Source organism: Streptomyces sp. NBC_00637, from assembly GCF_045161545.1.
Taxonomy (GTDB): domain Bacteria; phylum Actinomycetota; class Actinomycetes; order Streptomycetales; family Streptomycetaceae; genus Streptomyces.
The window spans coordinates 419,661-437,482 of the sequence record NZ_CP109047.1 but is presented as its reverse complement, the minus strand read 5'-3'; the positions used below and the strand labels follow the sequence as shown (position 1 = coordinate 437,482).

The window sequence follows — 17,822 nt, the reverse complement described above, 5'->3', positions numbered from 1 at the left end:
GGTGGCGGTCAGGCGGCGGGGCGAAGGACGTGACGGGCGTGCCGGTAGGCGGAGGCGATGCGGGCGCGGCTCCAGCCGGGTTCGCGGGGCAGATCCCGCAGGAAGCGGCGCAGTTCGCTGGCCTGGATGATGACGACTCCGCCGCTGATCAGTCCGCCGGGCGGGACGGGAGCGTGGTGGACAGCGATGACCGCAGGTACGGGGTGGCCGAGGGCCTGGGAGGTTCGGCTGGCTTCCCACAGCACGGTCTCGATGGTCTTTTGCTGCGGGTAGCGCCCGTACCACAGGCGGCCTTGGCGGTCGAGGGTCACCCTGGCGTTCTTGGCGCCCCACTCTTTGGTGTCGCAGTAGTACAAGCCGAACGGTCCAAAGATCAAATGGTCGCCGTTGGCGGCTCTGGCGCCGGGTATCAGAAAGTCGTGGATAACGGCCCACCGGCCGAAGCCGAGCCAGATCAGAGGCCGGAGGATGCGTGCGGTCCGCCGTTCGCCGGCCGCGCCGCGGGCCCAGGTGCTGCCGCCGTTGCGGTAGAGACGGCGCAGGGCCAGCACGGTGAGGACCAGGCCAACGGAGAGGCCCGCGTTAGCGCTCGTGACGGACGCGGTCAGGTAGCCGACCCCGCCAGCGGCAGGTGCAACGAAGAGGGGAACGGCCCAGAGGGCTGTGCGGTGTTGCTTGCGGCGCTCGGCGGCTCGGATGCTGTCGGCCATGCGCTGAGCGCTGGCTCCAGGACCTCGGCGCCGCTTGTGGCCAGCTTGGGACATGCGGGTTCCTTCTCGGAAGGGGCGGGTGAATGCCTGCGTGAACCGGCCGGGGATGCAGGCCCGGCCGCCTCTCTTCGTGAGCACGCCTTCCGGGCAGCGGACATGGGTCTTGCGCGGGCGGCCGGGAGGGAAAGGCAGGGCCGGGACTTGACTGGCTGACGGGGAGCCGCGTGTAGCCGCGGCACCCCGCCAGCGCAGTCAGTCGCGTTCCGTCAGCCGAGCACGGCTACTTCGGGATCGGCGGTGTCGGGGCGCCGTTCGTGCCGTACGGGTTGGCGCACTGGTAGATCACGTAGCCGCTGATCTTGGCCCCGTCCGAGCGCTGCTTCACCACGCCCTTGGTGTACCAGGTCCGCTGGCTGGCCTTGTAGACCCACTGGTTGTAGGTCATCTTGTCGCCCTTGTAGGCGATGCCCTTGACGGACGCGGTCTTGGAGGGGCTCGTGCGCACCTTCACGGCGCTGCAGGAGATCTTGGTCGTGCTGGTGTCCGCGGCCTGCGCGGACGGGGCGATGGCCAGCGCGGAGCCGATCAGCGAGACGCCGAGGGCGCCGACGGCGGCCATACGGCTGAGCCGGGTGGGTATAGGCATGGTGCCTTCCGTTCTCGGTGGTGGTTCATGTCGCCGGTCCCGGGCCTGTCACGTCCCGTGCGCCGGCCCGAAAGTGGGCATGGCTCACCTGGCCGTGGAGGTCTTGGGGAACGATCACCGGAACGTTACGAACGCCGCCCTGTGGACAGAGGCCGTGGAACGCCGAGCGGATCGCGGACGGCCTCGGTCGGCGCCGGCGGTGGATGGGGCGGCGGGTGTTCCAGGCTCGCCACTTGGCTTCAAGGGCTTCGAGGGCCTGGATACGGGTGAGCTTCTCGACAAGGTCGGCCCGGGCCTCCTCGGTAGCGTCGAGGAGATGCGCGGCCCCGCGTCCGCGCACGGCGATGTATCCGCCCCGCTCGCGTCGGCCGTGGCAGGAGCTGGCGCCGACGCGAGGACAGCACGCCCGTCCGCAGGCACACCAGGAGAAGTGAGCACCGCACGGTAGAGCTCGGCACGGTTACGGTGCTCACGCGCTGCCGCCGTCTTGCGGTGCTGCTGAGCTCGCAGTTCCTTCAGGCGCTTACGGGTGCAGGCAAGGAGCTGTGAGGCGCGTTCCTTTCCTGCCGCCACGCGCAGGGCCTCGTGGTCCGACCGGGCCAGGTACAGCAGGGCCAGGGCACGCAGGACACCGGAGGCCCGCCGTTGCGTGGCCTCGGGCGCCGAGCAGGCGGTGCTGGGTCCGGTGCGGACGCGGGCCGGCAGCCGGGGCGGGGTGGATGGGGTGATGGCGCTGGGATCGCCGCTGTGACTCCATCCCCCGTGCAGCCGGACGCCGTTGACGGTCGGCTCGTGGTCGTTGTCGCGGCTGAAGCGGCTGCGTGGGAAGCCGTAGTCGATGGAAATGCCGTTGGGAAGAACCGTGTCACCGTGCGGGTAGGGGCCGACGGTGAATGTGCCGTGCACTCGGCCGCCGGTGACGGTGTAAACGACGCGGCCGGGCAGGGAGTTCACGGACTGCTCCCGAACGGTCAGGACGCCGAGGCGCGCGCCGTAGCGGTCGGCGAACGGCACCTTGAGGGGCGTGTCGTTGACGGCGCGGGGTGGCGGCTGGTGCCGGCGGATCAGGCCGGTGAGGGCGTTGACCTTCCGGCGGGCAGCGGCGCGGGCCTGTTCGAGTTCCTCCACCTCGGCTTCCAGCAGTGCGGCCTTTTCGTCTTCGTAGGCGGCGTGCGCGGCGGCGTGATCGCGGGCGGCGGCGTGGAGCAGTGCGTGGTGGTCTGGGCGGGACTGCCAATGCTGGAGGAGACGTCGGACGACCGCTTCGGTGCGGGCGCGGGCGGCGTCGGGGATTCTCGCCGTGCTCGAGTTGGTTGTCGACGTGGCGTACTGGCCCAGGAAGTGCTGCTTGGGTATCTGCTTCGGGTCGAGGCGGGATGTGTCCCCGTGTATCCGAACACCGTGGATGACCGGTTCGTCGTCGCGCGGCTGGTAGTACCGGCCGTGTGGAGCGCCCTCGCCGTACTGCACGCGGACGGTAGCGGGGATTACGGGGCCACCGCGCAGTGCTTCGGGGGCGATGATGAACGTTCCCCGAGTGTGCGGGCCCCGGACGGTGAGCTTCAGACGGCCGTGGTCCAGGGCGGTTTCGCGGACGGTCAGCGTGCCGCCGCTGGGCAGGGCCAGGCTGATGGGCGGCGTTGGCGGTGTCATCGCTCAACTTCCGTTTGGTCGGGGGCGGTCGACGCCTGGCAGGGTGTCGTCAGGGTGGGCTGGGCCGGAGGGCGGAGGACCCGCATCACGTGTCGGCCTTCGCAGGCACCGGATAGCGCGTCCCTGCGAGCCGGACGCGGGTACGGCCAGGGCCGATCGTGCGGGCGTATTTGTGGTTTCCGCCGTGGTCGATGGTGGTCGCGCCGATCGCTTCCAGGGCCCGGGGGAGGTAGGCGGCGCCTGGTTCGTCGGCTCTGCGTGCAGGGGCGCCGAGAGCTCGCATCCTGTTCTCGACTCCCTTGTGACCAGGCTCGTTTCGCCGCAGTTTGCTGGCCGCGCGGTCGCTGAGGACAGTGGCGTCGGGCAGCACGGTCAGCCGGCGGGCGCGGGTGCGGCCGAGGTAGGCGAAACCCTGCGCGTGGCCGTAGACGTGGCCGATGTGACCGGGGCTGATCAGGACCGGTCCGTCGGGGGTCATGCGGGTGCGTGCGACGGGGTCTGCGTGAGCGACGATGCCTCGGAGTCCGATCTTCGCGGCGGCGGCGAACACGCGCGCGCACGTCCACGACTCGGCGTTGGACTCGCATTCGTCGAGCAGGACCAGGCGGCTCAGCTCGAGAGACTCTCTGAAATGGCGGAGGTCGGGGAAGACGTCCAGGACAGCGCTGTTCATCGGGATGCCCAGGGCGACAACGCCGACGAGGCGACCGCCCTCCGGCTCGCCGGGCCCAGGCGGCTGATCCACCCGCTGCAGGGCGTAGGCGAGGCGTACCGCTGGCCAGCTTGCACTGTAATGGTGCTTGATCACGAAGCGCTTGGCGGGCGCCTCGGCGACCTGGATCACCCGGTAGACGGAGGAATCAAAGCCACCGTCGCTCCTCCGCCGCCATGTTGGCGTGCGTTCCCGCCAGCGCTGGCACCACTCGGTGTCGTGCGGCAGGTCGAGCTCCTGCTGGACGGCCGGGTTCACGCCGCCTCCAGATGGGCAGAGGCGCGCTGGATACGTGCTGCGGATTGCCACTCTTCGGCCTGTTGACGCGTTGCGTAGAGGATGTCGTGCCTGGTGCGGCTCGGCCAGGACACGCCTGTCAGTGCGCGCCATTCCTGCTGCTGGTGCAGCGTGACTCGGCTGTGCAGGGCGAGCTGGTTCAGCCGCCACTGAAGCTGTTGCCGGTCGACCGTGGTGCAGCCGGCCGCGGCGCGCATGCGCAGAAGGGCGTCGGTGATGGCCTGCACGGAGCAGGGTCCGTGTCGCTGGGCACGTTGGATCGCGGTCTCGACCTGCGCCCTGGACGGCGAGAACACCGTGGTGGGGGGTTGGCTCGCGTCGTTGAGGTAGACGGCGAGCGCCGCCTGGTCATGGTAGGCAGCGTGGCGAGCTGCCTGTATCTCGGCGCTCTCGCGGTCGAAGGCCATCTTCCAGGCGCCGCATTCGCCTTCTCCGTACCAGGGTTGGTTGACCTCGGTCAGGCAGAGCCAGAGGTAGGCGACACCCTCGGTGGTGGGGTTGTGCATGACGGCCCACGCCGGCTGGTGGCCGGGGAGGGTCGGGCTGGTCCCGTCGAGAGTCTCCATGTCCGGGTAGGTCGTGGACAGTTCGGTGTATCCGTCGTAGGAGTGGGCGTCGTAGAGCCAGGTGTTCGGGCCCGGGAGAACGGGCCGGTCGTGGGGCGGGCGGGTGAGCACGATGGGTTTCCTTGTGGGTGGCACGGCGCCCCTCGGAAGGGACGAGGGGCGCCGTGGTGGAGCGGCGGCTGTGCCGCTGCTCCCTTTGTCGGGTGTGAGTGGGAGACGTCGCCAGGACGGCTGGCATCGGTGACCTCGGTGGAGGTAAGCCACCTGCGGCGAGGGGGTTGGGGCGAGTTCGGGTTCCGGTGGAGGTGGGCCGCGTAGTCAGCCGTCGCGCGTGGGGTGCGTACAACCCGAGTCCCGGTGGTATGCGGAGGCGAGCTCGGCGATCTTGTTCCGCACGGTCTCGGGGACTGCGCTGCCCGTGGTGATGCGCTCATCCAGCCAGGCGTGGTCGGCTCCGTCGGCTCCGGGATCGACATGGTGGACGACGACGTGTGAGCCGGTGGCTTCGACGCCGTCGAGGTAGACGGTGATGCCGGTTTCGCCGTCCGGGTCCCGGTCGACGACGATGTGGATCTGCGGGGCCGAGCTGGGGGCGGGGCGGCGCAGCTCGTAGCGCAGTCGGCCGCTGACGCGGATCTCGTAGATGCCGGTCTGCCGGTCCAGTTCGCGCAGCAGCGGCCGCACGTCTTTGGTGGGGTTGTTGTAGATGTCCCAGGCCTCTGCCGGGGCGACAGGGGTGCCGGTGAGGTCGTTGGCGCCGTGGTGTCGAGTGACGGTGGTCAGTTGGGGGCGCAGTGCGGCGATGATGCGGGTCGCGTTGCGGGCGATCGTACGAACAGTTCGGTCCTTTCGCGGGGCAGGCCTCGACGGTGAGCGATCTGCCGAGGGAGGGAAACTGGCAGGGCCAGCGCCTGATCTGCAGCCGCCGTTCAGGGCGTGCAGGCGGGCCGTTGGCTGGTGCGTCGAGGCGGACTCCGGATGAGGGCCTGGGCGGCCGTGGCCCCTTCGCGGTCTGGCCCTTCGGGGACGATGTCGGCGGAACGGTCAGGCCGAGGGCGTATGCATCTTGGGCTCCTCCGGCGGGAGGGAGATCGAGATGGTGTAGCCGCTCACGTCGGGTTTGAGTGGCCAGGATTCGGCTGCGGCCCGGAAGAGACGGATCTCCGAGGGATGGCGGTTGAGCCGTGTGGTGAGCTTTTCGCAGACCAGGTCACGGGCCGTGTCCTTGTCGGGGTGGGATGCGGTGAGCTCGTAGATCGGCTCGATGGCCAGGAAGCCGCCGGGGCGCGCGACGATGAGGATGAGAAAGCTGAATCCGTCGCCCATGGTCGCTCGCTTCGGGTACTCAGGTGCGGGGCTGGGGCCGGGACGTCGTCCCGGCCCCGGCGGGTCACTTGCGCTGCTGCACGTACATGAAGACGCCGTCGCCGCTGACGGACGGCGGGAGGACCGGGATGGCCGAGACCACGTGCGCGTCGCTGAGGACGGCCGCGGTGACGGTCCCGCTGACGTCTGCGGGGATTCCGTTCCGGCCCTGCCAGATCGCGAGGAGGAAGAGCCGGACCAGGTTCTCGCTCTCGTCGCTCCGGGGCGGGTTGATCCTCACCGCGCCGCCGGTGCGCTGGGTCACGCGGTCCGCGGCCCGGATCATGTCGTCGCGGGTGATCTTCATCAGGGCCTCGGCCGTCGGCTGGCCCTTGAGGTCGTGATGGAAGAGCTCGAAGGCGGTGGCCATCGCCTTGCGTACCTGGTTGTGGAACGCGTGCGGGTTGTCGGGCGACCGGTCGAGGTCCTGAGCGAGCGGGAGCACGTCCGTGGTGGTCGTCGTCATGGGTCCCCTCAAAAGCTAAGACAAATCCTTGTTTGACTCGTATAGTTTATCGTTTTCTGGTATCGTGGTCAAGTTTTACGCGTCGCTTATGGCGCAGTTCGAGGCCGTCTTGGCCGCTCAGTGCCCCCGTGGCCGGGGGCGCGGCATCGGCTCACCTCATCAGGGACAGGACGCCCGTCCCTGTGCTCCTGAAGCGCAGAGCCGCAGGCCATCAGCGCCGGAGACGGCCGCCCGCTGGCACACGCCGGCATACCTGATCCAATAACTCCACCGTGCGGGCAGCCGCAGACTCCCCGCCGGCCCACACCACCCACGGGGGTCGAGATGAACACCAACACCGCTCGCCGGCGCAATCACTCCATCGGCGCGCCCCGGACAACCAGCCTCTGGGCACTCCCTTTCGCGCTCGCAGCCCGACTGTTCCGCCCATCACGCCGCGACCTGATTTCTGACAAGGCGATCGAGACCGCGCAGCTGGCCCGGACTGTGACGGGTATCGCCGCCACGGCGTGGCTGATCTACAGCTACCCCCTGCAGGAGTCCTTCTCGGAGGTGGCAAAGGACGAGTTCGCCGGCATTCTGATCAGTGCCGCGATGCTCGTGGTCGTCGGGCCGCTCGTGCTCGGGCTGTTCGTTCTAGCCGCGCGTCCGCCGGCGCGCGCCATGTACTGGCGCCGGCTTTCAGGCCCGATGGCCGGCTTCGGATCCCTGTTCCTCGCCGTGCTGACGCTCTACCTGGTGTTGCAGGACAGCGGAGGCGCCCGGTTCGCAGCCCAGTTCGGTGTCGTTGGCCAACTGCTCGTCCTCGTGCTCGGCCTGACGGCAGTCGTCTTCGCGGTGCCGTTCGTCCTCGCCTCGGCCGCGTTCTGCGTCCACTACGTCTTCCGGACAGCGGACGTGCACGAGGTACTTCCGCCGCTCCTGTCGCCCCTTCTGGTGTGGGTCATGTTCGGCGTCCAGCTCGTCGACTCCTCCCCTGTCTCGGCGCCGGCCGCGGTCGAGATGCTGTTCCTGATAGGCCCTCCGCTGTCCGTAACCGCGCTGTCGGCGTGGGAGCTGCGGCGCCTGCGTACGCGCTTCGGTCTTACTCTTCGAAGCGCGCTGCAGCGCGGCCGCCGACCGCGGCCGCGCTGACACCAGTGACAAAGCGCGTCGCTTCCACAAAGAACGTGGCCGCAGTGACGGACCGTTCAGCAGGTACGCATTCCGCTTCTCAGATCTGACTCAACTTGGGCGGTATTCCGCAGCTGGCCAGGGTGCAGGCGCCAGGTTGACACCGCAGGTGAAACGGCCGCCACGCGCTCCTCGAACTACAACAGGCCGGCCCATAGCGGCTCGGCCACGGACTCCATCTCCTCAGGCTGCGCAGCGTCGCCGGTGAGCAGTCTCGCGGGGTGGCGTTGACATGATCCTCCTGTGGGGGGGTGAGTCTCAGTGGGCGGTGGGGCCGGGATTTCGCAGCCTCGCGCGACAGGACGGTCGGAGTCGGATGCTCGCGGCTCGAGCCGTGCCGCGGCTACTGCTCTCACTGCTTCGAGGGAAGGCCATCACCGGGGCGGGACGGGTGGGCGGTGTGCTGCTGAGAGCGGCGGATGGTGACCGTGAGGGGCCAGCACACGGCGGCACCGAGGACACCGACGCTGAGCATGGCGGCGCCGGCGAGCGTGCCGCCTCCGTGCGAGATGGCCCAGGCGGCAAGAACAGGGGCGATGATCGACGCGCCGGCCAGGGTTGCTCCCCACAGTCCGGCGTACAGACCGCGGGCGGTGGGAGGCGAGATGCGGGCGAGGATGTCGGATGCCGCTACGACCACGGCGATCTCGCCGGGCACGGCGAGGGCTGCCGTGGCGCTGTAGCCGAGGGTGCTCGAGGCGAGGCCTGCTCCGCCCATGCTCCCCCCGAGGATGAGGCAGCTGAGGGCGAAGAGGCCGGTCATGGGGGTGGGGCGGGCGGCCCGGCGGGCGAGCCGACCGTTGAGTAGCGGCGAGAGGATGAGGACGGCGGCGGCGTTGGCGGCCTGGGCCCAGCCGTAGTCGGCGGCCGACAGGCCGTCGCGTTCCATCAGCATCGGCAGCGCAGAGAACAGGCCCGAGGCGCAGGTCAGGGCGGCGAGACTGGCGGCGAGGAGCAGCCAGAGTGCTGTGTCGGTGGCCGCGGCGCGGTAGGGAGTCCCAGGGGCGGCCTGAGGTGCGGCGGTGGCCATCGGTCGGTCGGGCTCCATGACGTGCCAGGCAAGGAGTGCGAAGAGGGCACAGGCTGCGGCGTTGGCCCAGATCAGAGCCGGAATTCCGGCGGCGCCCGCGAGGAGGCCACCGATGCTGCCAGTGGCGGCCGCGCCCACGTTGACCGTGAAGTGGCGCCAGGCGTTGACGGAAGCGGCGCGCTCGGGGTCGTCGGGGTAGGTGTCGGTGATCTCGGCGGTGAAGATCGGTCGGGAGGCGTCGTAGACGAGGCCCGAGGTGAATGCGGCTATGAAGAGGACGGATGCCGCGTCGGTCTGGGCGAGGACGGGCAGCGCTGCGGCGGCCAGGAGCAGGGTGGCGATGAGGGTGTTGCGGCGGCCGAAGCGGTCGGCGAGCCACCCGCTGGCAATGGAGCCGATGAGGCCACCTGTCCCGAACACCGCGAGGATCAGTCCAATGGTGTGGGTGGAAATGTGCGCTTCGGTCAGGCGATAGGACATGAACGGGTAGGCGAAGCCTGCGGCATGGATGAGGAAGGTGCCGCCCATCAGCACCCAGATCTGTTTCGTCCAGCGGGTGGCCGGTCGCGCTCGTTCCGGGGCGGAGCGGGGGCGGCCCGTCGGCGCGGCGGTGGTGGACACTCAACTCTCCTGGGTGCGAGGGCGGCGGGGCCGTGTGCGGCGCGCCGGTGCGGAAGGGTTGCCGGGACTGCGGTGACGGGAGGTTCCGACCCACGTCAGGGGCGGTAGCTGACTCCGCGGGTCGCCGGTGGCCAGAGCCGTCAGTGTGCGGTCGGGTCTGGCGTGGGGACGACGAGCGCCAGGGCGTAGAGACGGTGCGGGTCCGTCCACCAGTGCGTCAGCGTCATTCCGGCCACGGCCAGTTCGCTGCGCACGGCCTCCTCGCGGAATTTCGCCGAGGTCTCGGTGCGCAGATCCTCTCCCTCGGCGAAGTCCACGACCAGGTCGAGGGCGGGAATCCTCACCGTCTGGGCCGTACGCGAGCGCAGCCTCATCTCCACCCGTTCGTAGTCGCCGTTCCACAGGGCGACGTGCGAGAAGGCGTCGGGATCGAAGTCGGCCCGGAGCTCGCGGTTGATGACGGCAAGTACGTTTTTGTTGAATTCTGAAGTAATTCCGGCCGCGTCGCTATACGCGTTGACCATCTGCGCCTCGTCCTTGACGAGGTCCATGCCCAGCAGGAGGGCGTCTTCGTGGGCCATCTGCGAGCGGATGGCGGCCAGGAACTCTGCGCGCTCTCCTGGCAGCAGGTTGCCGATCGTGCTGCCGAGGAAGGCAGTCAGGCGGGGCCCCGGAGTGTCCGGGAGGTCGAAGGGGGGCGTGAAGTCGCCGATCACGGCGTGGATGCGGAGGTCGGCACGGTCACGCAGGAGCGTCTGGCGGGCCTGTGTGATGGCGCTCTCGCTGACGTCGACGGGAACGTAGGTGTGCAGGCGCGGCATGGCGTCCAGGAGGATTCGGGTCTTCTGCGATGTCCCTGATCCGAGCTCGCAGAGGGTGCGTGCCCCGGTTGCCGCGGCGATATGGCCGGCGTGCGATGTGAGAAGCGCGCGTTCCGTGCGCGTGGGGTAGTACTCGGGCAGTTCGCAGATGTCTTCGAAGAGCTGACTGCCGCGGGCGTCGTAGAACCACTTCGGGGGGAGCGTCTTGTGCTTGCTGGTCAGGCCGTCGAGCACATCGATGCGCAAGGCGGTGACCGAACCTGCTGCGGGGAGGGTGCGGGTGATGTGGAAAGGGCTCATGGGGTGGGCTCCTTGACGTGGTTGGGCCCCAGGCGGGTGGTGTGGCGTACGGCGCGGGCGAGCGGCCAGCACAGCGCGGTGCCGAGGAGGCCGGCAGCGAAGGTGGCGGCTCCGACCACGGCGTTGCCGCCGTGGGTGAGCGCCCAAGTGGCCAGGAGGGGGGCGACAATGACGGCACCGGCGAGAGTGGTTCCCCAGATCCCGGCGTAGGTGCCCTGTGCGGCGGGCGGGGAGATGCGGTGGAGGATGTCGGCCGCGGCGACGAAAGCGAAGATCTCTCCGGGGACAGCAAGAGCTGCGGTCGCGCTGTAGCCGAGAGTCGTGGAGACGAATCCCGAGGCGCCGACACCCACGGCGAGGAGGAACGAGCTGAGGGCGAGGATGCCGGTCATGGGTGCGGGGCGGGCGGCGCGGTTGGCGAGCCAACGGTTCAGCAGGGGCGAGAGGGCGAGGACGGCGCCGGCGTTGGCGGCCTGGGCCCAGCCGTAGTCGGCGGCCGACAGTCCGTCGCGTTCCATCAGCATCGGCAGCGCGGAGAAGAGGCTGGCGGTGCAGGTGAGGGCGGCGAGGCTGGCGGCAATGAGCCACCACAGGCTCCGGTCAGCGAGGGCGGCCGCCACCCTGGGAGGCCCGGCGGCGGCGGCAGGCTCGCGGTAGTGGATGAAGCGCCAGGCGACGAGCGCGAATCCGCCGCAGGCGGCGGCGTTGATCCAGATGAGGGCGGGGATGCCGATGGGAGCCGCAAGTGCCCCGCCGACGGTTCCCGCGACGGCCGCGCCGACGTTCACGGTGAAGTTGCGCCATGCGTTTACGGAGGCGCGAACGTCGTCGTCGGGAAAGGCATCGGCGATCACGGCCGTGAAGACGGGGCGCGAGCCGTCGTAGACAGCGCCGGCGACGAACGTAGCGGCGAACAGAGCGGGGGTGGCGCGTACTTGGGCGAGCAGCGGAAGTGCAGCGGCGCCCAGCAGGAGGGTGCCGATGAGGGTGTTGCGGCGGCCGAGGCGATCGGCCAGCCACCCGCACGCGACTGATCCTGCCAGCCAGCCCGATCCGAAGGTTGCCAGAAGGGCGCCCACGGACGAGGTCGGAAGATCGAGTCGGGTCAGGTGGTAGGGCAGGAACGGGAAGGTGAAGCCGAGGCCGCGCACGATGAACGTGCCTGCCATCAGCGTCCAGATTGCTGGTGGCCACGTGCGGGCGGCTGTTCGCTGAGCCTGGTCCGGCTGGGCGGACGGCATAGCTGTCGTGGACACACTGACTCCTGCTGATGGCGGGGTGCTTGGCGGCACACGTGCCGGAGTGAAAAGGGGGGTGCCGCCGACCGGGGGGTGGTCGGCGGCACCCGTGGGCCGAGGGCCCCGCTGTGCGGAGGACGGTCCGAGCGGGGCCATGCACCGGGCGCAGTCGGCGCTCTCGGCCTCATCCGGCCGGGCGGGGGTCCCTGGCCGGAGTCATCGGCAGCAGTTGCGTGCCGGCGGAGTGGTCAGTCCAACTGCATCGGCACGCAGTCGTACGCGTACTTCTTGGCGACCCAGCCGGTGGTGTTCTTGGCGATCCCGGTCCGGGACTTCTGGCCGAGCTTCAGCTTGATCCAGGAGCCGCTGGTGGCGACCTTCTTGCCCCAGTCGTGCTTGTACAGCAGCCCCTTGGACTTGTAGGCGGTCGACGGCCCGGTCCTGAAGTTCACACCGTTGGAGTTGATCTCGTAGTAGACGCGCGGCTTGCACGGCATCTCGGCGGCGGTAGCCGCAGTCGGTACCGCGGCGATGGATGCTGCCGCTCCCATCACGACGGTCGCGACCGTGATGCCGAGGCGTCGCCGGGTGGTCGTGGTCTGCATGGTGCCTCTCTCACTCTGGGCGTCGATAACGAATGCACTTCGAAGAGGCGCTCGCTCGGCGGATCTCCGCGTGCGCTTTGGTGCGCTGACACCCGAGAAGCTACGAACGCTGACCTGTGGATAAGTTCCGGGAAGTGCCGCCCCCGGGTGGCCGGCCTACGCCTTGCTGCGCGGCAGTTGCCTTCCTTGACCTCTACATGGCCACTGGTGACAGCAAGGTTCGACCGGGTCCCCGCAGCTGAACCGCCGGTGAAGGGCACATGCTCGCCTCGGGACACTCAGCTCGGCACCGTTGATGCGGGAGGGGCTCGGCTTGCTGGGTGGGTGAGGCGGCAATCAGCGTGTGCCCCAAGGGCAGGAGACCGGCAGCTCGCGATGCCAGCCGACTACGCGTGCGGATGCGTGGATGCCGCGTAGAGACGGGAAGTGAGTCTGGCTGACTCGGCGTTGGTGCGGTGAGCCGCCACCACGCTTTCTCCGCCCGCCATATGGGCGTGGACGCTGGCCAGACCTAGCCTGCGCTGCCAGGGACCTTGCTCGACGGAGACAGTCTGGACTCGTGCGGCGGGGCACACCGTGGTGAGGTTCCGGAGGAAGAGCCCGCTCCAGACGGTGAAGTATCGCTGGTCAAGGCGGTATCCGAGGGCCCTGTGGAAGGGGGTGGCCCTCCTCGCTCCGGGGGGTGCCGGAATCGGGTCCTGGAGGTGGGTCAGGGCGTCCGATCCGAGGAGGTGGAGGACCAGCTTGTCAGCGACCGTGCGGGGGCAGACGGGCAATAGGATGCCCGGCGTGGAGGCACCGGCGACAGCGACCTTGACCTGGACCCAGTCGAACCTTCGCCACAGGATGGGCTGATGGAGCTCGATCGAGGCGATGCGGCTATCGCGGTAGGTGTACTGACGCGTATCGAACATGCCGTAATCGGCACGGTAGCTGCCTTCGGCGATGCGAGTGACGGACCATCCGCTGTAGGCGAAGAGTCGCCTGCCGGTGAGCCGCCAGACCTTTGGGACGAAGGCGATCAGCGTCGACAGGGCAAGGGGTTCACCAGAGAGGATGAACGGAAGCAGCCCTGCGGCTGCCAGGAAGAGCGAGCGGATGTTCGTGCCGATGTCGAGCAGCAGGGAGAGCGCGAGTTCCTTCGTGTTCACCCGGTACAGCAGCTCGTCGGTTGTGTCCTCTGCCAGGATCCGCGCTTTGAGCGCCCTCGCCTGATTGAGAGTGAGGTAGGACAGAGTCATAGTGGTGCCCGACATGACGACTCGGAGGGTGCAGACACCGATGAGCCTGCCGAGGAAGGGCCTGACGATGTCGACGCTCTGTACGTGGTCGAGCTCGCAGTGGCGCCTGACCTTGAAGAGTAGGCCGCTGCGGTAACTGAGTATGTCGCCGTCAAGGCTGTAGCGGCTGTGCCACCAGGCGGCGGTAAACCAGCCAACGACGATCGTGACGGCCCCGATCACGCCGATCGAGGCTGCCCAGAGGGGGACGTCGATCTTGCCCTTTGTACCGGTGGTGCCAACGCTGAAGAGGTCATGCTGCTGATGAACGAGCGTGCCGAGGGCAAGAAGGACGGCCCAGCTGCGCCGTAGTGGGGTGACTGGGTGGAGGCGGCCTTCGATGGGCTGGCTCATACCGGCTCCCTCCGCAAGCGGGCGAGCTCGGTGAGCCTGTCGCGCAGTTGTTGGGCGACGACGGGATCGAGATCGGCGATGACGTCACTGCCACCGGCACTGCGGACCGTGAGCGTCGCGAGGTTGAAGCGGCGCTGGATGGGACCGGAGTAGACAGTGACCTCTTGGATCCGGGCGTAGGCAAGGACGCTGAGACTCCGGTTCAGCAGCCCGTTTCGGACGTAGAGCTCTTCGTTGCCCAGGTGGTATCCGCGGAACTGCCAGTCGGCCTTGATTCGGTTCCAGCGCCAGGCATAGACGGCTGGGGGAAGCAGGCATATGAGTGCCATCTTCGGGTCCCACCAGTCCAGTACGTGGTGCCAGTCTCGTGTCTTGATCACGACGGTGTAGGCGAGGGTGGCGACGCCAGCGGCCAGCCCGCCCAGCAGTGCGCTGCTGCTGAGAACGGCGAGAGCGGATGCCACACGGTTGACAGCCACGGTGCGTTGCGGATGCCGGGTCAGCTCTGCGTCAGGAAGAGTGAACGGCTGCTCAGGGGTGATCAATTGAATTCGCTTCCTGTCCGTGCGCGGAAAGGGTCTGGCACTCCCTTGCTGCTGATGGAGTGCTCAGGTGAGAAGCCACCGTGCCTTCGGACTCGATGAGGCAGAGATGCCCGGCCCGCAATACGACGACTAACACGATTTACCCAATCGTACACCTAGCGGCAGGTTATACGAGCCATACTCGGGGGATGTCAGCCCTCCAGGAGGTTCCTGGAGCGGCGCTGTCTCCAACTGGGTCGATTTCTTCCTCGAGGCTCTCCGCCGACGGTGTGCTGGCTGCACGTTCCAGGGCTGCGGCGCCGGTTCAGGTGATCCGGGCGCTGCGCAGCGGGACGCTACTAGCATGTCCCGCTGCAGGCGCCTGCTTGCCACTTCGCCGCCTCCTGTCGGGCGGCCTGGGCTACTCGGTGCTGGCCTACGTCCTGCGTCCGTCACCATCACCACGGCCACGATGAGGCCCCCGGGTGTTGATACAGGACCGCAGTGCCTCCTCCACCCGCCCCGACTGGCGTGCCGTCCATGACCCAGCTGCGACCTGTTCCTGGTCGCGCCAACATGACCGCCTGCTGCAGCGGCGTCTTCGTGCCGGGTTCCCTAGGTCGGCGTCGAACAGCGGCATTCTGCCGACCCCTTGACGCTGACGAGAGGACGGGCGGATTGTGGCCGTTCGCGTCACGCTCCACCCCGAAAGGGGGCTCGTATGTCGTTCACCTGGCGCTATGTGGTGCGCCCCGATGGCTCCTTCTTTCGTATTGGCAACGCCGACGGCAGTCTCGACGACGTCAGCGACGAAGAACTCCTCCGTCTACGTCCGGCCGTGGACCGGGATGAAGACGAGCGGCCGGCCCGGCCCTGCTCTCGCTGCAAGGGCGACCTCCTGCTGCACTGGAACGGCCCTCTGATGACCGGCGTGTGGATGGAGCTCTGCCCGGCCTGCGACGTAACTCGTCCCGCCGCACGCGCCTTCATCCGCTGGCACCGGGACCCGGACCGCGATCCGGAGGAACTCCCCCAGTTGTTCGAGGGCTGGGAGACTGAGACCATGCGCGCCCACGGGTGGGCCCGCGCACCGCAGCCCGAAGCACCACCCAGCCCGGCCGCGCACCTGCGCCTCGTGCCGCGTGGGCAAGGCTGAGGCGGGGGGTCCGGACACACAGCACGGGACCCGGGAGTCACCTAGAGCGGCCACACCGGTGCACTCGGAAGAGCCGACATGAGACCGGGTTACTGTCCTCGGGCGCGTCGAGGACGTCGATCTTGTCAACCAGGAATCCGTATTCGACGAGTAGGTCCTCCCACAGCGTTGGGCCGAGCACCCACATCTGCACGGACAGGGGCTCCCCGCCGGCGAGCGGGAGGACCTCAGGGTGGGCGGTGACACTCTGAAAGGGGCCGCGGCCAGCTGCATTGGTGTGCAGAACGGAGAAGAACAGACGGCCCTCCGGCTTCAGGGCGTCGGCTACAGCGGGGAGGAGCTGGTGCGGATCGATGTAGCCGAAGGCGTGGATCGAGTAGATCACGTCATATGGCTCGGCCTGCCTTAGGTACTCGATGGCGTCGGCATGGATCAGCTTCAGCCTCGGCAGGGTGCCGTGCCGAGTGACGGCGCGCTCGTGCTGGGTGGGAGACGTCTCGACGGCGTCGACCACAGCGCCGTGCTCGCGCACCAGATGGGCGGCGTACTTGCCCATCCCGGATCCGAGGTCGAGGACCCGCTTTCCGGACAGGTCGCCCATCACCTCGGCACCGGGGCCAATCGGCCAGAATCCCCAGCTGATGCGGTCGGCATCGGGAATGTCGGTGCCGCGGTCGATGTGGTGCCTGCCGTACGCGGTCCACGCGGCCAGGTTCTGCTCGCTAGTCACGGTGGTCTTCTCCGATCGAAGGGGACTACGGGTGCAGGGCGAAGCAGGCCAGCCGGTCGAGGTCGACGATGGTCGCGGTGGACCAGCGGGAGGTGAGGAGTTCGACGTCGGACGTGGTGATGCCCAGGCTCTTGAGGGGATCGTCGTCGGCCCGCCGTTCGGCGAGCTCGGTGACCACCCAGAAAGTCCCGCCAGGGGCGAGGAGTTGGCGGACCCGGTCCAGGAAGGCGCCCTTGTCGGTGATGAACCGGAAGGCGAGCCGGCAGGTGATGAGCGCGTACGCCGGATCAGGCAGAGAGCTCAAATCATCGGTGGCGAAGTCCATGACCTGGAACTGGGGGTGATCGCCTACCGCCGTGGCGGTGGCGATGGCGCTGGGCGCGCAGTCGATGCCGGTGGTCCGGTAGCCAAGGTGATCGTGCAGATGGCGGGCAAGGGAGCCATCACCGCACCCCACGTCGAGTGCCGGCCGTCCCTGTCCCGGACCGAGATGTTCGGCAAGAAGCTGGACTTCGGTGTCGGTGATCTGCCGGTAGCGGCGTCCGGCGGCCCACAACGGCTCCCAATAGGCGACGGGGGAGGTAATCATGTGTCTGTCCCTTCGGTCCGGTAGGCGGCTCGGGCCTCCTGGAGGCGCGGTTTCCGTCACGGCCTGTCTCCATCCTTCGTCAGCGGGGCGCGCTCGTGGGAGGGGGCCGGAACATCAGCCGGTGACGGGGGATCGCCAGCAGGATCGGGTGCCGGCACAGGCAAGGCGCCCAGGGAGCGCACCGGGGAGAGTGCCAGGACGGCGGCCGGGACGAGGAGGAGAACGGTGCCGACGATCAGGGCGCTGCGCACTCCGTGCAGGGTGCCGATTGCCCCGGCAAGGGGTGCGGCGAAGGGTCGCGAACCTCCCGTCAGCCAACTGCTTACCGCCTGCATACGTCCCTGCATACGCGGCATGGTGATCATCTGCCGGATGGACCGCTGGGTTGTGCCGGCCGCCGCCGCGCAAAAGAGCTGGACGGCGAGCGCGGCGCCGATGGCGACCTGCCAGGAGCGACCCGAGGACGCGATCAGCAACGGGATCTGGGTGAGCGGGGTCAGGATGAGCGCGGCGAGCATCATCGGGCCGGGCCCGAACCAGCGGGTCATGCGCGGGGCGAGCAACGCGCCGGCGCAGCTGCCCAGGGTGGCGGCCCCCATGACCAGCCCGAAGGCCGTTGGGGTGAAGCGGAGTTCACGCAGCAGGTTTGTTTCCGCAATGACCTTGTCCCCCGCAGGTCGTGTTGCTTTACGCAGGGGCCGACGGCGTGGTCGATGTCGCTTTGCAGTGGCGCATCGTGTTGCCATCCCTGTCCTGGCCTGTGAGGAAGCACACACTACCGGCCTCGTCGGTGGTTGAGCCTCCGACCATCAGGGCAGCGTGCACAGTGGCATGCCGGGCATGCCGCTCGAGCCGTCCCCGCACGGGGTGAAGAAGGAACGGGACGAGCGCGCGGTCGGGTTCGGCGACCTGGAGGGCACGCCCGGCGGCGTCCTCGTCGCCGACCGCGTCACGTGCGGCCGACGCCAGCAGGAGTGCTTCCACCA

General features: G+C 68.7%; 19 protein-coding genes. 2 read left to right on the top strand and 17 right to left on the bottom strand.

Annotated elements, in window-relative coordinates:
• Positions 1-8: 8 nt before the first annotated feature.
• The 8 genes from OG440_RS40050 to OG440_RS40015 form a co-directional block, all read right to left on the bottom strand.
• Complete coding sequence (locus tag OG440_RS40050) at positions 9-710, bottom strand: nuclease-related domain-containing protein (RefSeq protein WP_406011635.1); 702 nt, start codon at positions 708-710, stop codon at positions 9-11.
• A gap of 280 nt (positions 711-990) precedes the next feature.
• Positions 991-1,356 carry a hypothetical protein gene (locus OG440_RS40045; protein WP_331753395.1) on the bottom strand — a complete coding sequence of 122 codons (366 nt, stop codon included), beginning with the start codon at positions 1,354-1,356 and terminating at the stop codon, positions 991-993.
• A gap of 114 nt (positions 1,357-1,470) precedes the next feature.
• Positions 1,471-3,009, bottom strand: a complete 1,539-nt coding sequence (locus tag OG440_RS40040) for a hypothetical protein (RefSeq protein WP_331753393.1) — start codon at positions 3,007-3,009, stop codon at positions 1,471-1,473.
• 85 nt (positions 3,010-3,094) lie between these two features.
• The gene (locus OG440_RS40035; RefSeq protein WP_331753391.1) at positions 3,095-3,979 is read right to left on the bottom strand and encodes a hypothetical protein; all 885 of its coding nucleotides are present in this window, start codon (positions 3,977-3,979) and stop codon (positions 3,095-3,097) included.
• Complete coding sequence (locus tag OG440_RS40030) at positions 3,976-4,695, bottom strand: hypothetical protein (RefSeq protein ID WP_331753389.1); 720 nt, start codon at positions 4,693-4,695, stop codon at positions 3,976-3,978. The genes OG440_RS40035 and OG440_RS40030 overlap by 4 nt, the downstream gene beginning before the upstream one ends.
• A 207-nt stretch (positions 4,696-4,902) precedes the next feature.
• Entirely contained in the window at positions 4,903-5,268 is a 366-nt protein-coding gene (locus tag OG440_RS40025; RefSeq protein ID WP_331753387.1) for a hypothetical protein, read from the bottom strand.
• A 360-nt stretch (positions 5,269-5,628) separates the two neighbouring features.
• Positions 5,629-5,910, bottom strand: a complete 282-nt coding sequence (locus OG440_RS40020) for a hypothetical protein (protein WP_331753385.1) — start codon at positions 5,908-5,910, stop codon at positions 5,629-5,631.
• 64 nt (positions 5,911-5,974) lie between these two features.
• Positions 5,975-6,415: a hypothetical protein gene (locus OG440_RS40015; protein WP_331753383.1), complete on the bottom strand. Its 441-nt coding sequence runs from the start codon at positions 6,413-6,415 to the stop codon at positions 5,975-5,977.
• 324 nt (positions 6,416-6,739) lie between these two features.
• Between OG440_RS40015 and OG440_RS40010 the strand changes: the two genes are divergently transcribed.
• A complete protein-coding gene (locus OG440_RS40010) occupies positions 6,740-7,549 on the top strand; it encodes a hypothetical protein (RefSeq protein ID WP_331753381.1) in 810 nt (269 codons plus the stop codon).
• 391 nt (positions 7,550-7,940) lie between these two features.
• On the opposite strand, the gene OG440_RS40005 is transcribed toward OG440_RS40010, so the two are convergent.
• The 6 genes from OG440_RS40005 to OG440_RS39980 form a co-directional block, all read right to left on the bottom strand.
• Entirely contained in the window at positions 7,941-9,239 is a 1,299-nt protein-coding gene (locus OG440_RS40005; protein ID WP_331753379.1) for an MFS transporter, read from the bottom strand.
• Between the two features lie 140 nt (positions 9,240-9,379).
• Entirely contained in the window at positions 9,380-10,360 is a 981-nt protein-coding gene (gene egtD, locus OG440_RS40000) for an L-histidine N(alpha)-methyltransferase (protein WP_331753377.1), read from the bottom strand.
• Positions 10,357-11,529 carry an MFS transporter gene (locus OG440_RS39995; protein WP_406011634.1) on the bottom strand — a complete coding sequence of 391 codons (1,173 nt, stop codon included), beginning with the start codon at positions 11,527-11,529 and terminating at the stop codon, positions 10,357-10,359. Before OG440_RS39995 ends, egtD begins: the two co-directional genes overlap by 4 nt.
• Positions 11,530-11,846: 317 nt before the next feature.
• Positions 11,847-12,203: an SH3 domain-containing protein gene (locus OG440_RS39990; RefSeq protein ID WP_331753372.1), complete on the bottom strand. Its 357-nt coding sequence runs from the start codon at positions 12,201-12,203 to the stop codon at positions 11,847-11,849.
• 386 nt (positions 12,204-12,589) lie between these two features.
• Positions 12,590-13,837 carry a PH domain-containing protein gene (locus OG440_RS39985; RefSeq protein ID WP_331753370.1) on the bottom strand — a complete coding sequence of 416 codons (1,248 nt, stop codon included), beginning with the start codon at positions 13,835-13,837 and terminating at the stop codon, positions 12,590-12,592.
• On the bottom strand, positions 13,834-14,382 hold the full coding sequence (locus tag OG440_RS39980; protein ID WP_331753368.1) for a PH domain-containing protein: 549 nt from the start codon (positions 14,380-14,382) through the stop codon (positions 13,834-13,836). The genes OG440_RS39985 and OG440_RS39980 overlap by 4 nt, the downstream gene beginning before the upstream one ends.
• A 700-nt stretch (positions 14,383-15,082) precedes the next feature.
• On the opposite strand from OG440_RS39980, the gene OG440_RS39975 reads away from it, so the two are divergent.
• Positions 15,083-15,517 carry a DUF6300 family protein gene (locus OG440_RS39975; protein WP_331753366.1) on the top strand — a complete coding sequence of 145 codons (435 nt, stop codon included), beginning with the start codon at positions 15,083-15,085 and terminating at the stop codon, positions 15,515-15,517.
• A 37-nt stretch (positions 15,518-15,554) separates the two neighbouring features.
• Here OG440_RS39975 and OG440_RS39970 read toward each other — a convergent pair whose 3' ends face one another.
• Genes OG440_RS39970 through OG440_RS39960 form a run of 3 tightly spaced genes read right to left on the bottom strand, consistent with a single transcriptional unit; the run spans position 15,555 to position 17,477 of the window.
• Complete coding sequence (locus OG440_RS39970; protein WP_331753364.1) at positions 15,555-16,247, bottom strand: class I SAM-dependent methyltransferase; 693 nt, start codon at positions 16,245-16,247, stop codon at positions 15,555-15,557.
• Positions 16,248-16,272: 25 nt separating this feature from the next.
• Complete coding sequence (locus OG440_RS39965) at positions 16,273-16,836, bottom strand: class I SAM-dependent methyltransferase (RefSeq protein WP_331753362.1); 564 nt, start codon at positions 16,834-16,836, stop codon at positions 16,273-16,275.
• Positions 16,837-16,892: 56 nt separating this feature from the next.
• Positions 16,893-17,477, bottom strand: a complete 585-nt coding sequence (locus tag OG440_RS39960; protein ID WP_331753516.1) for an MFS transporter — start codon at positions 17,475-17,477, stop codon at positions 16,893-16,895.
• Positions 17,478-17,822: the final 345 nt, after the last annotated feature.